Origin of the sequence: Microbacterium sp. R1 (assembly GCF_015159725.1) — a bacterium.
GTDB lineage: Bacteria > Actinomycetota > Actinomycetes > Actinomycetales > Microbacteriaceae > Microbacterium > Microbacterium oxydans.
This window is the reverse complement of record NZ_JADDUD010000001.1, coordinates 19686-34141: the sequence shown is the minus strand read 5'-3', so window position 1 is coordinate 34141 and position 14456 is coordinate 19686. Positions and strand designations below refer to the sequence as shown.

Genomic DNA, 14456 nt, shown 5'->3' with positions numbered 1-14456 from the left:
GCGGGCTGGCGGGCGGGGGAGGTCAGTCCTCGTCGTCCTCGTCCTCGTCGTCATCGTCGAGGTGCTCGTGCGTGTCGGCGATGCCGCGCTTCCAGTACCCGGTGATCGACGAGTGGTGCTTGGTCAGACCCAGGTCGTCTCGCACCCAGCGTCGGAGGGGCTTGATGGCGCCGGCCTCTCCCGCGAGCCAGACGAAAACCCGCGCACCATCGGGGATGTCGACGGCGAGAGCGCCGCGGATGAGGTTGTCGGTCGCCGCCCCACCGCCGTGCAGCCAGGTCACCGACACGCCCTCCGGCGTCTCCAGCGGCTGCTCCGATCCGGGCCCTTCGACCTCGATCACGACAGCCCCCGTTCGCGAGCGCGGACTCTCCTCCAGCCAGCGGGCGACCGCCGGAAGCGCGGTCTCGTCGGCGACGAGCACGTAGAAGTCGTAGTCGTCGCTGACGCGATATCCCCCGGGAGGGCCGGCGACGTGCACCCTGTCTCCCGGCCGCGCATCACGCGCCCAGTCCGACGCGAGCCCGCTCGCGTGCACGACGAAGTCGATGTCGATCTCCCGCAGATCGGGTCGGTGCGCGCGGATCGTGTACTCGCGGCTGGTCGGGATCGGACGAGGCCAGATGAGTTCATCGCCGTCGGGGCGGGGCAGCCGCAACTCGCCTGTGTCGGGCTCGGGAAAGATGAGCTTCACGTGCTCGTCGAAGATCGCGCTCTCGAACCCTTCTGCACCCGAGCCGCCGAAGGTGAGTCTGATCATGGTGTCGGAGAGCCGGGTGGTGCGCACGACCTCGACCTCTCGGATGCGCACGGGGAAGTCGACGTACTCGACCGGAGCAGGGGCGACCGCGGTCATCGCGCCTCCTCCGCGGCCATCGCCTCGCGCAGGGAACGCGGGCGCAGGTCGGTCCAGGTCTTCTCGATGAACTCGAGCGTCGCCGCCCGGTTCGCCGGACCGAACACGATCCGCCAGCCGGAGGGGACCTCGGCGAACTCGGGCCACAGGGAGTACTGCTCCTCGTCATTCACGAGTGCGAGGAAGACGCCGTCCTCGTCGTCGAAGGGGTTGGTGCTCATGATTCGCCTTCCTGGGGTGCGGGGTGCGCCGCGGCGAGTGCCCCGGCGAGGATGTCGAGGGTGGGTCCGCCGACGAGATCGGCGTACTCGATCGCGCCGCCCGCATCGCGCACGGCGGTGAGGAGTCCGATCACGCGGACCGAGTCGAGCCCGTAGTCCCGGAGGTCCTCGTCTCCCTGGACATCGGCGAGATCGTCCGGCACGACGGCGGCGGCGAGCGCACGGGCGCGCTCGAGGGCTTCAGACGGGGACATGGGTTCCTTTCCTGTCGGCGGTGTGCGCTCCGGCCGACCTGTCGTGCGAGTGCTGGTTCTCTGCGGCTTCGGCCACCAGGGCGTCGGCGATCTCCCCCGCGCGCACGGCCGTCGTCGACAGGAGCGTCGACGTCAGACCGTGCTGGTGCTCGCTCTGTCCCACGAGCACCAGTCGCGCCGAGCCCGGCTCGGTGAGCGTGGCCGAGTGATCGCGGCGGAGCACCGGCCGACCGGCGTCGTCGCGGCGGAGGAGGTCGACGTCGTCCTGCAGCAGCTCCGCGGTGTCGAAGGGCCGGTAGCCGGTGCCGAACACGACGGCGTCGACATGGAGGGAGGTCACATCACCGTCGAGGTCCGACTGGACCCGCAGCTCCACAACGGACGGGGCCTCCTCCAGGGCGACGACGCGACTGACGCGGTGCAGCACCAGGCGCTCGCGGTCGAGCCAGGCATCGCGGTACATCCGGTCGAAGAAGGCGCGGATCACCGAGGAGCTGGCGACGCCGTTGTTGGCGTTCCGGTGGAGCACGTCGAGTCTGGCGCGCACCGTATCGGTGGCATCGAAGAGCAGGTCTACCGACGCCGGGTCGAAGATCCTGTTCACCAGGGGCCCCTGGTCGCTCGGCGCGACGCCGAACTGGGAGGAGATCACATGGACCGTGGCCTCGGGGAACCGATCGGACAGGTCGAGGGCGACTTCCATCGCGCTCTGCCCGGTGCCGACGACCGCGAGACGACGCGGAGCGCGCAGCTGCCCCACGCGGTGCACATGGTCGGCCGAATGCCACACGCGCGTGCCGGGGGCGATGCCGGCCGGGAATCGCGGCCGCAGTCCCGCCGCGACGATGACGCTGCGGGCGCGCACCGTGCGCACGCCGTCTGCAGACGCCACCAGCACGTCGAAGGCCTCGACCTCACCCTCGATGCGGACGGGGGTGACCCGTTCGACGCGGGATCCGTAGCGGACCACGTCGACGAACGCCTCGGCCACCCACCGCAGGTAGGCGGCGAACTCGATCCGCAGGGGCTCGGCGCACCCGCGGTTCGTGAAGTCGACGAGACGCTGACGTTGATGGAGGAACGCAACGAACGAGTAGGGGGAGACCGGGTTGCGGAAGGTGACCAGATCCTTGAGGAACGAGATCTGCATGCTCGCGTCCTCGAGCAGCATTCCCGGGTGCCACGTGGGCTCCTCCTGCGCTTCGAAGAACACCGCTTCGAGCGGTCTGCCCTCCTCCGCGTGCTCGCGCAGAGCGATCGCGATGGCCAGATTCGCCGGCCCGAATCCGACGCCGACGACGTCGACGGTCTCGGGGACGTCCTTCCCCTCATCCAGAGCTGTCGCGTTCACGAACGGCTCCCCTCGTGTGCGGCGACCCCTCGACGGTCGACCTTGCCGACGCCGGTCGCGGGGAGCTCAGGCACGAGGGCGAAGACGTCGGGCACCTTGTATACCGCCAGTCCCACGGCGGCGAGATGACGACGCAGGTCGACGGGTCGCACCGGCGGGAGGACCCCCTCGGGGCCGGGGCGCAGCACGACGGAGGCGTGCACCCGCTCCCCCATCGCGTCGTCCGGCACCCCGACGACCGCCGCGTCGTGCACGTCCGGATGCGTGAGGAGCGCGTTCTCGATCTCCTCCGGCACGATCTTCTCGCCGCCGCGGTTGATCTGGTCCTTCGATCTGCCGACGACCGTGAGATAGCCGTCTTCCCGCTCGATCACGATGTCGCCGGTGCGGTAGAAGCCGTCGTCGGTGAACGATCGTGCATCGTGCTCCGGCGCGCGGAAGTAGCCGCGGATCGTGTACGGGCCGCGCGTCAGCAGGGCCCCGGGCGAGCCGGGCGGCACCGGACGGTCGGCTTCGTCCACGACGCGCACCTCGTCGTCCTCGCTGATGCGCAGGCCCTGGGTCGAGATCACGGTCTCGAGGTCGTCATCGAGCCGGGTGTAGTTCACGAGCCCCTCCGCCATGCCGAACACCTGCTGCAGACGACATCCGAATGCCGGCTCGATCCGCTCGGCGACGCTGCGGCTGAGCTTGGCCCCGCCCACCTGCACGACCTCCAGACTGCGCAGATCGTGCGACTGCCGCTGCGGGGCGTTGAGCCAGGAGAGGACGAGCGGAGGCACGGCGGGGACGATCGTCACGCCGTGCCGCTCGATGAGAGCCAGCACCGTGTCGGGGTCCGGGTCGGTGGTAAGGACGATGGTGCCGTGCGCCGCGATGATGCCGAGGATGCCCGGAGAGGACATCGTGAAATTGTGCGCCACGGGCATCGCCACGAGCATGCGGCTGTGCGCGTGCAGCCCGCAGATGCGCGCGCTCTCGCGCACCGAGTAGAGGTAGTCGTCGTGGGTGCGGGCGATGAGCTTGGGCGTGCCGGTCGTCCCCCCGGACAGCTGCAGGAAGGCGATGTCCTCCGGCCGAACGGGGACGGTCTGCGCCTGCGTCCTCCCGTCGGACACGGCTTCGACGGCGCTCGCGAAGAGCACTCCGCGGACGCTCGGCACGAGGTCGGCGACCTCGGTGGCGAGTGCGGCGTGGTCGAACCCGCCGATGTACTCCGCCGTGACGATCAGGACGGCCTCGGATGTCCGGCAGAAGTGCAGCAGCTCGGAACGTCGATGCGCCGGCAGCGCGAACAGCGGGACCGCCCCCGCTCGGAACAGGGCGAACACCACGACGACGAACTCGGCGATGTTCGGAAGCTGCACGACGACCCGGTCACCGCGACGGATCCCCTGGTCGGCGATGAGCGCCGTCGCCAACCGGCCGACGCGTCCGTCGAGGTCGCGGTAGGTCCATGACCGGTCGCTGTCCACGATCGCGACGCTGTTCGGTGCCGCCGCGACCGCCTCGCGCAGCAGCGCGTCGAAGGTCGCACCGATCCAATGTCCCGCCCGCCGGTAGCGCTCCGCGAACTCCTCGGGATAGGGCACGACGCCCTCCACTGTCAGCGGTTCCACGCTCAGCGGCTCCACGGCGCTCATGCGGCACCCACCAGCGTGCGGCGACGCACCGGGGTGACGGCGGCGAGCGCACGCAGAGCGGAGCCGAGCTTGGCCGCGGTCTCGGCGTGCTCGGCGACCGGGTCGGAGCCCGACACGATCCCTGCGCCGGCATGCAGACGCGCGGTCGAACCCGAGACGTGGATCCCCCGCAGTGCGAGTGCCCATTCGCCGTCGCCCGAGGAGTCCATCCAGCCCACCAGCCCGGCGTAGAGCCCGCGGTCCTGCGGCTCGAGGATGCGGATGAGGTCGTGCGCGGCCATGGTCGGCATGCCGCACACGGCCGGAGTCGGATGCACGGCCCCCGCGACGTCGAGCACGGTGGTCCCCGGACGCAGGCGTCCTTCGATCGGCGTACCGAGATGCCAGAGGCGCGGCGTCTCGACGATCTCGGGTTCGCGGGGGACGGAGAGGGTCTCGGTGAACGGGCGCAGCCGCGCGGCGAGCTCGGAGACCAGCACCGCGTGTTCGTGGCGATCCTTGGCGGACGACCCCAAGGCCACCCTTGCGACATCGTCGGCGCGGGGGTCGTCGTGGCGAGCGGCCGTCCCGGCGAGCGGGAGGGAACGAAGGCGCGCGCCCTCGACCGCGGCGACCAGTTCCGGGGAGGCTCCGACGAGCACTCCGCCCGCGTCATCCGGCACGTGATACGCGTAAGCGGAGGGGTTCTGCCCCGCGAAGGCGCGGAACAGCGCGGCGGTGTCGATCGGATCGCCGGCCTCCAGGTCCATCGTGCGCGCCAGGACCACCTTGGTGACGATGCCGGCCTGGATCGCACGCAGCGCAGCACCGACCGCGATGCGATAGCCCGGGTCGTCCGGCGGGATGACGGCCGCGGCACGTTGCGCCGGTTCGGACGATGCGCCGACGATCGGTCCTGCCACGCCGTCGGCCGCCTCTTCGTCCTGGGCCGAGACCTCGACCACATGCTCCGGCACGATGATGTGCGCGGGAAGGGACGGGTCGAACGGGATGGCCCCCAGGGCGATCCGGGGGACGCCGTCCTCCGCCTCCGTCCGCCGCAGCATCGAGAGCACGGCATCGGCCAGACCCGGTCCCGCGGACAGCTCCCGCGGGAGCACCGCGCGTCGCCCGGTGCCGTGCCACCGTCGACGCCCATGAAAGATGACGTCATCCGATCCGTACATGTTCTCTCCTCACACTGCCTGCGGGTGGGTCCGGGAAGCCGGGATCTCCGGGTTCCCGCTCAGCACGCCGTCGCCCCGCCGTCGACGGTCAGCGTCTGCATGGTGATGTGCCGGGCGTCGTCCGAGATCAGGAAGGCGACGGCGGCGGCGATGTCCTCTGGTTCGGCGACGCGCCCCAGCGGGATGCCGTTGCGGAAGCGACCGGCGTCGCCGGCGATCGCTGCCGCCACCGCCTGCGCCGCGCGGTCGTCGCCGTCGGAGCGGACCCCGGCGGCGACGAGCATGGCCGTGCGCGTACTGCCGGGAGCGACCACGTTGCATCGCACTCCGTCGGCAGCGAGCTCGAGACCCAGTCCGATCGTGTACTGGGCGACCGCCGCCTTGGAGGCGCCGTAGCCGACCATGTCCGCCCTGGCGGTCGCGGCGGCGTTCGACGAGACCGTCACGATCGACCCGTGCCGCCGCCTCGCCATCCGCGTGCCCACCGCCCTCGACACCGTCGCCACGCCGAGCACGTTCACCGCGAGCATCTCGGCGAGGTCATCGGGATCCGCTTCGAACGCGGAGCCGGTACGTAGGATCCCCGCCGCGTTGACGAGCACATCGATGCCCGCTCCCGTCTTCTCGATCTCGGCGACCACGCCCTCGACCGCAGCACGATCGGTGACATCGACGACGACGTCCGTCCCCGGATCGCGGTCGAGGCCGATGACGGTTCGGCCGTCGCGCCGCAGTCGCTCGACCACCGCGGCGCCGATGCCTCCCGCTGCGCCGGTGACGAGGGCCACCGTGCTCATCGGGACGCTCCTGGCGCGTCGGAGGAGAAGGCGGCGAGCACCGTGTCGGTGTCGAGCACACGAGCGCATCGCTTGGCGGCGTAGTCCAGCGCGAAGAGGTGATCTTCGCGGGAGAAGTCCGCGACGGCATCGGCGACGAGGAACGGCCGGATGTCGTTCATGAACGCATCGGCCGCCGTCAGCAGGCACCCGATGTGCGCGTAGACCCCGACGATGACGAGCTGGTCCCGATGCTGGGCCGCGAGCGTCTCCCGCAGCGGCGTGCGGATGAAGGCGTTGTAGCGCCACTTCGTGAGGATCGTGTCTCCGGGAGCGGGGCGCAGCTCTGCCACGATCGCGGCGCTCTCCTGGTCCTGCAGGCCGGGGCCCCAGAACTCGGACAGCAGGCCGCGGTCGTCGGGAGCCTGCGCGGCCGGCTGCGCGGTGTAGATCACCGGGACGCCTGCCGCGCGCGCCGCATCGAGCAGGCGGGAGATGTGGCCAATGGCCAGCCCGACCGGACCGTCCGCCTCCGCGAAGGCGTCGACGAAGTACTGCTGCATGTCGTGCACGAGGATCGCGCTGCGGTTCGGGTCGACGGTCCAGTCGACGCGTCCCGTCGGATGCTCGTGTGCGCCCGGCACGTCGTAGGTCGCGATGCGGGGAAGCCCCATGTCACTTCCCTCCGTTTCCGGCCACGGCGTCGGCGAGCACCGGGACGAGCCGTTCCAGCAGCCAGGACTCGGTGAGCGGTGTCGGGTAGGCCAGGGGCGAGGCGAAGGCGTCGTCGATCACGGCGTAGTGACCGCCCTCGACCGCGGGGATCTGGCGGAACAGCGCGTCCTGCTCCAGGTCGGATTGCGTCAGCAGGCCTTCGTCGCCGAACGGATAGCCCATCAGCAGGATGTCCGCGTCGAGCAGATCGAGGTTCTCGCGGCTCACCGCGGCCGAGGTGGCGCTGAAGTCGGTGGCGCGCTCCGGAAGTGCGAGTCCGAGCTTCGTGAAGAACGTGACGTCGCTGCCCTCGTACGAGATGTAGGTGATCTGCTCGGGGTGGATGACCGCATAGGTGAAGGTCGTTCCGGCGAACTCGGGATGCGCGGCAGCGGCGGCGTCGAAGTCGGCGGCGATGCTGTCGATGACCTCCTTCGCCTGATCGCTGCGGCCGAGGGCGGTGGCAGCCGACTCTGTGCGCTGCTCCCAGGTCATCGTGCTCAGCCCGTCCGCTCCCGTGTAGGAGACGATCGGGGCGATCTTCGACAGCTGCTCGTAGTCGGCGTCGAGGGTCCAGCCGCTGGTGGCGAGGATCACGTCGGGCTCGGCCACCGCGATCGCCTCGTAGTCCACGCCGTCGGTGGAGTCGTAGGTCGTGAGCTTCTTCTCACCCAGTCCCTTCAGGGCGTCGATCTCCCAGGGATCGAGTTCGGCGTCGCCGTACTGCGGGCTGATCACCGGGACGATGCCGAGAGCCAACGCGATGTCGAGGTCCACCGAGGAGACCACGGCGACGCGTTCGGGCTTGCTCTGGAGCGTCGTCTCCCCGTACGGACTCGTGAGCGTCATGGGATACCCCTCGCCCCCGCCGGCAGACGATGCCGGAGTGGCTGCGGAGGCGCCGCATCCGGCGAGCAGCGCGGTGCTGACGACGAGTGCGGCGGCTGCCGCGGTCAGGCGGCGGAGCACGGAGCGGGTCATGTGTCTCTTCTTTCTTCGGGGTGAGAGGAGGGCTTCAGAGTGCGAGGGCGACTTCAGAGTGCGAGGGCGACTCGCGTCACATCCCATGGCGTCCGCGCGGCAGCACGAGCGGCGCTCCGGTGTCGGGGTCGGCGATGACGCGGGCCTGCACCCCGAACACCTGCTCGACGAGCTCGGCGGTGATGACCTCGGTGGGCGGGCCGGAGGCGACGATGGTGCCGTCGCGCAGGGCCACGACGGTCGAGGCGTAGCGGGCGGCGTGCGCGAGATCGTGCAGCACCACGACCACGGTCGTCCCCTCGGCCACGAGATCGACCAGCAGATCGAGCACCTCGACCTGGTGGGCGATGTCGAGCGCGCTCGTCGGCTCATCGAGCAGGAGGAGCGGCGTCTCCTGCGCGAGCGCCATCGCAATCCAGGCACGTTGACGCTGCCCGCCCGAGAGCGTGTCCACCGGACGATCAACGAGGTCGGCCACGCCGGTGCGCAGGAGCGCCCTGGCGACGATCAGATCGTCGGAGGCCCGCGCGCTCCCGAACCGGCGATGCGGGTGACGACCACGCCGCACGAGCTCGGCGACCGTGATGCCCTCGGGTGCCACCGGGCTCTGCGGGAGGATCCCCAGCCGACGGGCGACCTCCCGCGTGGGCAGCGCATGGATGTCCGCGCCGTCGAGGAGCACCGATCCGGCCTGCAGGGGCACGAGACGCGAGAGGGCTCCGAGCAGCGTCGACTTCCCGGAGGCGTTGGGCCCGATGAGCGCGGTGATCCCTCCTCGGGCGATGAGTAGATCGAGGTCGCTCACTATCGTCTTCGCGGCATAGCCGGCGTGCACGCCGTGCGCGGCCAGTATCGGCTGCTCCGCGCTGCCCACGTCGGGGGGAACGGACGAAGCCTCATCGAGCACGGTCATCAGGCATCCGCCTTCCGGGTCAGGAGCAGGAAGATGAGCACGGGGGCGCCGATGAGTCCGGTCACGACTCCGGTCGGCACCGGACTCACGAACGGCGCGGACTGCGCGACCATGTCGGAGAGCAGGAGCAGGGCGGCGCCGACCAGCGCGGCGGGGAACGGCCCGCCCTGACGGACCAGCCGGGAGGCGATGGGTCCGGACACCAGCGCGAGGAACGCGATCGGACCGACGACGCTCGTGGCGATCGCGGCCAGCAGAGCTCCGAGAAGCAGCGCGGCGACACGAATGAGTCCGACTCGCGTACCCAGACCTCTGGCGAGCGGATCGCCGAGCCGGATCGCGTCCAGCGAGGGGTCGATGAGGGCGACGGCGCCGATCCCGACGGCGAGGGCTGCGGCCAGGAGCGCGACATCGGACCATTGGGTGCCGGCCAGCGACCCGATCATCCAGCGCATCGCGCGCGTCGACGTCATCGTGTCGGCGAACGTCAGCAGGTAGCTCGTCACGGCGGCGAAGCACGCCCCCACCCCGATACCCACGAGCACCAGCCGGTAGGTGGACGATTCGCGCTTCCAGCTCAGACCGAAGATCACCAGCACGGCGAGGACGGCCCCGACGACAGCCCCGCCCTGGACGGCGATGCCGGTCCCGCCGAGCCCCACCAGCACAGCGACCGCCCCGGCACTCGCCCCGCTGGAGACGCCGATGATGTCAGGCGTGGCCAGCACGTTGCCGATGAGACGCTGGTACACGACACCCGCCATGCCGAACAGCGCGCCGACGAGCACGGCGGTGAGCGCGCGGGGCAGCCGGGACTCCCACACCACGAGTCGACCGACGACCGTTCCCTCGCCGAAGAGCGCATCGAGCACCGCACCGGGCGAGAGCTCCGCACTCCCGCCGACCAGGAGCTCGACCGAGAAGGCGGCGAAGACGATGACGACGAGAGCCGCGAAGACTGCGGAGACCCGAAGCCACGTGCGCCGTCGCACATCCCTCAGAAGCCCGACGACGGCGCCTTCCGCCTCCTTCGGGCGTCGGACGTGCATGCCGACCGTGGATGCCACGGTGCCGGTCCCGCTCATGCCTCGACCAGCTTCCTGGTGCGCGCCAGAACGACGAAGACCGGGGTGCCGACCACGGCGGTCATGATGCCGACGGCGATCTCCCCGTTGCCGGGAGTGATGCGCCCCGCAACGTCGGCTGCCAGCAGCACAGCGGCCCCGCAGACCATACCGAACGGGACGAGCAGCCGTTGATCGGCGCCGACGATGAGACGCCCGAGGTGTGCTCCGATCAGACCGATGAAGCCGATCGGTCCCGCCGCGGCGACAGCGGCGGCGCAGAGCAAGACGGCCACGAACGCCACCCCCAGCTGCGCTCGACGCACGCGGACGCCGAGGGCAGCTGCCGTCGACTCGCCCAGTGCGAGGGCGTTCAGCGTGGCGCCGCAGAGGAGGGCGAGGACGATCCCGGCGACGGCGAAGGGCCAGAGCTCCGGAATGGTCTCCCCGCGCCCAGCGAGCTGCCCCACCGACCAGAACCGGTAGCGCGAGAATGCCGTGTTGTCCCGGACGATCAGGAGGTTGATCACGGCGGCGAGCATCGCGGCGGTCGCCGCTCCCGCCACCACCAGGCTCATCGCCGTGGACGCTGCACGGGAGAGCCGCGAGATCGAGAAGACCAGGGCAGCGGCGATCCCCGCGCCTGCGAGGGCGAACCAGAACGTCGCACCCACGCCGGTGAGGCCCATCAGCACGATCCCCGCCACGACCGCGCACGCCGCACCCATCTCGACGCCGAGGATGCCCCCGTCGACCAGTGGGTTGCGGGTGAGCCCCTGCATGAGCACGCCGGCGCCGCCGAGGCAGGCCCCGACGAGGAGGCCGAGGATGGTCCTCGGCAGTCGCTCGGTGATCACGACCGTGGCCTCGAAGTCGCCGTCCGGGGTACCGCGGAAAGCAGCGGCCAGCGCTCGGACCACGACATCGGGGGCGATGTCCCGGGCCCCGATAGCGAGCGAGAGCAGCGCGGCGACCGCGAGGAAGAGGAGGAGTGCGGTGAGACCGATCAGCCTCCGGCGCATGCTCGAGCGGACGGGTCCGAGGACGGCACGAGGGTCCGTGGCGATCTCCTCAGCGACCTTCCGCTCAGAGGCATCCGCCGTCTGGGTCGTACTCACCTCGTGCCCTGCTCCCCTCAATCCCGATCGCGATCTCCCGCGATGGCCGAGGTTAGGCTAACCTAACTATTTCCCACTCAGCGTTCCAGGAGTCCCATGTTCCGTTCACGTCCCCCCATCCCCGAAGAGGCCCGTGTCGATGCCCCGGAGGGCATAGGGACCGGAAGCGAGAGAGGTGACGAGGAGGGTCCGGACGACGAGGACTTCGGCCCCTGGGGTCATGGGAGGCACCGCCACGACGATGACCAGTTCATCGTCGCGTTGAGCGGCAGTGCCGTGATCGAGGTGGATGGCGAGCCGTTCACGGTCGACCAGACCGAGGGGATCTGGATCCCGGCCGGCGTGCCGCATTCCGCGCGGTTCCATCCCGGGTTCGCACCGTTCGTGCACCGCACGGGTGCTCCCACCGGCGTCGTCTCCGCACCGTGCGCTGTCACCGTATCCGTGGAGCTGCGCAACCGCCTGCTGGCGACCGCGATCTCCGGAGCGGACGCCTCTCCCCTGCTGTGCGCCGCACTGCGCAGGAGCAGTCGACGTCGTTCGGTCCGCGGAGTGGGGGATCCTGCTCACGTCGACGCGGTCGCCGTTTCGCCGGTTGGTGCGCCCGCTCCGCGGAGAAGCGATGCCGCTGCGGAGCGGGCTCGCATGCGGTCGGAGGTCGCCCGCATCGCGCACGCGGAGCTGCGCGGCCCCCTGACCTCCGCGATCGGCGCCGCACTCCGCGCCGATCCTGCGGATGATCGCACTCTGGATGGATGGGCGCGACGCCTGCACACCAGCACGACGAGCATCCGTCGCGCCTTCGTGACGGAGCTCGGCACGAGTTACACGACGTGGCGCACAGCGGTCCGCCTCGAAGCGGCCGCTGCGCTTCTGCGTCGGGGATACCCGGTGGCGAATGCCGCCAGGGCCGTCGGGCTCACCCACAACGGTCTGCTCGCCGCGTTCCATCGTGGCTACGGCTGCCGGCCGAGCGCGATGAGACGGCATCAGACCCGCGACATGAAGCCGTCTGGCGCGGGCGGGGCACCTCGAAGTCGGTAGTGTGATCATCCGGCACTTCACGAGGGGAACCCACGCATGTCCGTTGGACTTCTGGCCGTCGTCGACGACATCCTGAGCGCCGCGATGAAGGCGTCGGCGAAGGCGGCGGGCGTCGTGATCGACGATGCCGCGGTGACCCCGCAGTACGTGCAGGGACTCACTCCGGCGAGGGAGCTGCCCGTCGTCGGCAAGATCGCCCTGGGCTCGCTGGCGAACAAGTTCCTGATCATCATCCCGGTGGCGTTGCTGCTCACCGCGTTCGCGCCGTGGGTGCTGCCTTATCTGCTGATTCTCGGTGGGGCCTACCTCTGCTTCGAGGGCGCGGAGAAGGTGCTGGAGTGGTTCGGCGTGCAGCACGGCCACGCCGACGAGGGCGCGCGCGACGAGAGGAAGCTCGTGCTGGGCGCCGTGCGCACCGACCTGATCCTCTCCACCGAGATCATGCTCATCTCGCTCGCGAGCCTCGAGAAGGGGCTCGACATCTGGGCGACGCTGGCCATCCTCGCCGTGATCGCCCTCCTCATGACGGGCGTCGTCTACGGTGCGGTCGCGCTGCTCGTGAAGATCGACGACATCGGCTTGAGGATGGCGAAGAATCCGGTGCAGCGCGTGCGCCACACCGGCACCAGGATCGTGCGCTCGATGCCGGCGGTGTTCCGCTTCATCAGCATCCTCGGCACGGTCGCGATGCTCTGGGTCGGCGGCCACCTGGTGCTCGTGAACCTGGGCGAGGTGGGGCTGCACTTCACCACCGACCTGCTGCACGGGATCGAGCACGCCCTGGAGCCGGCCGGCGGATTCGTGGTCTGGCTGGTCGAGACGCTCGTGTCGGCGATCGCGGGCCTCGCACTGGGACTGCTGATCGTCGTGATCGTGCTCGGCATCGCGCGGCTCTTCGGCAAGACGCCCAGCTTCCACGAGGGCGAGACCTCCCCCGCCGACGTGCACGTCTGATTCCGAGTCGGCCGTCTCGCGACTATCCGCCGTGCGGGGGATGCGACGTGCCGCTCTCGAGCCGCACCCTCGTCCTAGTCGAACCCGCGCGCCCGCGCCTCACTCCACGCACACACCCGCGCGGCAGGCAGTCACGCTGCGATGTCGTAGCGCGCTCGACCCCCGAGTCTCGGTCTGCGTTCCGGATCGACGTTGGGCGGTGGGATGAGCCACACCCGTGCCGCGACCCCGACCCCCTCGATCCTGATCTCCCAGTCGTTGTCGTGGATGCGGTGGTGACAGCTCTCGCAGAGCAGCACCCCGTTGTCGAGGTCGGTCGGCCCGGCATCCCGCTGCCACCAACGCAGGTGATGCGCCCTGGTCAGCTGCGGCGCGAGCCCGCACATCACACAGCCGCCGTCACGCTCCACCAGCGCGAGCCGCTGAGCACGGGTGAACAGCCGCTTCTCACGACCCCAGTCGAGGATCTCGCCTCCACCCCCGAGCACGACGGGGATGATGCCACCGCCCGCCGCCATCCGGCGACAGGCGGCGATGCTGATGGGCCCACCGAGGCCGTCGACCGTCGCGAACCCGGTGCCGCCGGTCAGCTCGTCGAGGCCCACCCGCACGACGACCGTCGCCGGACACGGGGAGACCGCCGTTGTCGCATCCGCTCGCGTGTGCGCAGATCTCGACGAACGCATCGGCCTGGAGCATCGCGACCGTGCGTCGATCGGCATCGGGCGCCTCGGGATCGAGCACGTGCGCCCTGGCCTGGAACGTCGCAGTGACGTAGGCCTGGATCGCCGCTTTCACCGGCGCGCCGGAGGCGACATCGGTCTGCAGCGTCAGGTGCAGCGACCCGTCGCGCTCGAACATCGTCAGCGAGCGCCGTGAACGAGCCTCGTCTTCGCGCGGAGCCACACCGTCGGGATCGAGCCAGGCCTCGGCGTGCACGACCAGCTTGCGCACGTCGTCGAGCGACAGCTCCGCGGCGCGTTCGACGAGCAGTCGCTCGGCCTCGATGATCCGCTCCAGACCGACCTTCAGCCGGGCCCGATCGAGCAGGGTCACGATCGACGCTGCTGCTGCGGCGCTCAGCGCGCCCGCGCCGATCGCCTGTTGCACCGCGGGATAACGCGGCGGCAGCGGTTCGCCCAGGAGGTTCGCCCGGGGAGCCGTAGCCTCCCCCACCTTCACCAGGCGCACCGCATCTCCCGTCGATCCGCCGGTCGTCGCCGCGATCATGGTCGCAGGGCTGCGGAACCCCTGCTCCTTCGCCAGGCTCGCCGCTCCCAGCTCGGGGCGCGACTCCCGCGCGATGCTCGCCGCGATCTCGGCGTGGATGCCGTCGAGTCGACGCTGCACCAGCCCCATCGTGCGATGCGCCTCGAGCAGCTGTGCTCTGGTCAGCTCGGC

General features: G+C 70.5%; 15 protein-coding genes and 1 pseudogene. 2 read left to right on the top strand and 14 right to left on the bottom strand.

Going from position 1 to position 14456, the window contains the following annotated elements; genetic code table 11:
* Window positions 1–22: 22 nt before the first annotated feature.
* The 12 genes from ILP86_RS00175 to ILP86_RS00120 form a co-directional block, all read right to left on the bottom strand.
* Entirely contained in the window at window positions 23–856 is an 834-nt protein-coding gene (locus ILP86_RS00175; RefSeq protein WP_193761108.1) for a siderophore-interacting protein, read from the bottom strand.
* A complete protein-coding gene (locus tag ILP86_RS00170; protein ID WP_058631979.1) occupies window positions 853–1077 on the bottom strand; it encodes an MbtH family protein in 225 nt (74 codons plus the stop codon). Before ILP86_RS00170 ends, ILP86_RS00175 begins: the two co-directional genes overlap by 4 nt.
* On the bottom strand, window positions 1074–1331 hold the full coding sequence (locus ILP86_RS00165; protein ID WP_113681471.1) for a phosphopantetheine-binding protein: 258 nt from the start codon (window positions 1329–1331) through the stop codon (window positions 1074–1076). The genes ILP86_RS00170 and ILP86_RS00165 overlap by 4 nt, the downstream gene beginning before the upstream one ends.
* Entirely contained in the window at window positions 1318–2682 is a 1365-nt protein-coding gene (locus ILP86_RS00160; protein WP_193761107.1) for a lysine N(6)-hydroxylase/L-ornithine N(5)-oxygenase family protein, read from the bottom strand. Before ILP86_RS00160 ends, ILP86_RS00165 begins: the two co-directional genes overlap by 14 nt.
* Complete coding sequence (locus tag ILP86_RS00155) at window positions 2679–4325, bottom strand: (2,3-dihydroxybenzoyl)adenylate synthase (RefSeq protein WP_179515700.1); 1647 nt, start codon at window positions 4323–4325, stop codon at window positions 2679–2681. Before ILP86_RS00155 ends, ILP86_RS00160 begins: the two co-directional genes overlap by 4 nt.
* Window positions 4322–5491, bottom strand: coding sequence for an isochorismate synthase MenF (locus ILP86_RS00150; protein ID WP_193761106.1), 1170 nt, complete (start codon window positions 5489–5491; stop codon window positions 4322–4324). Before ILP86_RS00150 ends, ILP86_RS00155 begins: the two co-directional genes overlap by 4 nt.
* A gap of 59 nt (window positions 5492–5550) precedes the next feature.
* On the bottom strand, window positions 5551–6288 hold the full coding sequence (locus ILP86_RS00145; RefSeq protein ID WP_141385683.1) for an SDR family oxidoreductase: 738 nt from the start codon (window positions 6286–6288) through the stop codon (window positions 5551–5553).
* On the bottom strand, window positions 6285–6941 hold the full coding sequence (locus ILP86_RS00140) for an isochorismatase family protein (RefSeq protein ID WP_141385682.1): 657 nt from the start codon (window positions 6939–6941) through the stop codon (window positions 6285–6287). The genes ILP86_RS00145 and ILP86_RS00140 overlap by 4 nt, the downstream gene beginning before the upstream one ends.
* 1 nt (window position 6942) lies before the next feature.
* On the bottom strand, window positions 6943–7962 hold the full coding sequence (locus ILP86_RS00135; protein ID WP_113681311.1) for an ABC transporter substrate-binding protein: 1020 nt from the start codon (window positions 7960–7962) through the stop codon (window positions 6943–6945).
* 76 nt (window positions 7963–8038) lie between these two features.
* Entirely contained in the window at window positions 8039–8875 is an 837-nt protein-coding gene (locus ILP86_RS00130; RefSeq protein ID WP_058631971.1) for an ABC transporter ATP-binding protein, read from the bottom strand.
* On the bottom strand, window positions 8875–9960 hold the full coding sequence (locus ILP86_RS00125) for an iron chelate uptake ABC transporter family permease subunit (RefSeq protein ID WP_058631970.1): 1086 nt from the start codon (window positions 9958–9960) through the stop codon (window positions 8875–8877). The genes ILP86_RS00130 and ILP86_RS00125 overlap by 1 nt, the downstream gene beginning before the upstream one ends.
* Window positions 9957–11057 (bottom strand): iron ABC transporter permease, encoded by a 1101-nt coding sequence (locus ILP86_RS00120; RefSeq protein WP_308431866.1) that lies wholly within the window; start codon window positions 11055–11057, stop codon window positions 9957–9959. The genes ILP86_RS00125 and ILP86_RS00120 overlap by 4 nt, the downstream gene beginning before the upstream one ends.
* Window positions 11058–11153: 96 nt before the next feature.
* Between ILP86_RS00120 and ILP86_RS00115 the strand changes: the two genes are divergently transcribed.
* The gene (locus tag ILP86_RS00115) at window positions 11154–12101 is read left to right on the top strand and encodes an AraC family transcriptional regulator (RefSeq protein WP_193761105.1); all 948 of its coding nucleotides are present in this window, start codon (window positions 11154–11156) and stop codon (window positions 12099–12101) included.
* Between the two features lie 36 nt (window positions 12102–12137).
* Window positions 12138–13055 carry a DUF808 domain-containing protein gene (locus ILP86_RS00110; protein WP_193761104.1) on the top strand — a complete coding sequence of 306 codons (918 nt, stop codon included), beginning with the start codon at window positions 12138–12140 and terminating at the stop codon, window positions 13053–13055.
* Between the two features lie 131 nt (window positions 13056–13186).
* Here ILP86_RS00110 and ILP86_RS19510 read toward each other — a convergent pair whose 3' ends face one another.
* Both ILP86_RS19510 and ILP86_RS00105 read right to left on the bottom strand, forming a co-directional pair.
* On the bottom strand, window positions 13187–13441 hold the full coding sequence (locus ILP86_RS19510) for an HNH endonuclease (RefSeq protein WP_227750962.1): 255 nt from the start codon (window positions 13439–13441) through the stop codon (window positions 13187–13189).
* Between the two features lie 72 nt (window positions 13442–13513).
* Window positions 13514–14414, bottom strand: a pseudogene (locus ILP86_RS00105) (DUF222 domain-containing protein); the annotation flags it as partial.
* Between the last annotated feature and the right edge of the window lie 42 nt (window positions 14415–14456).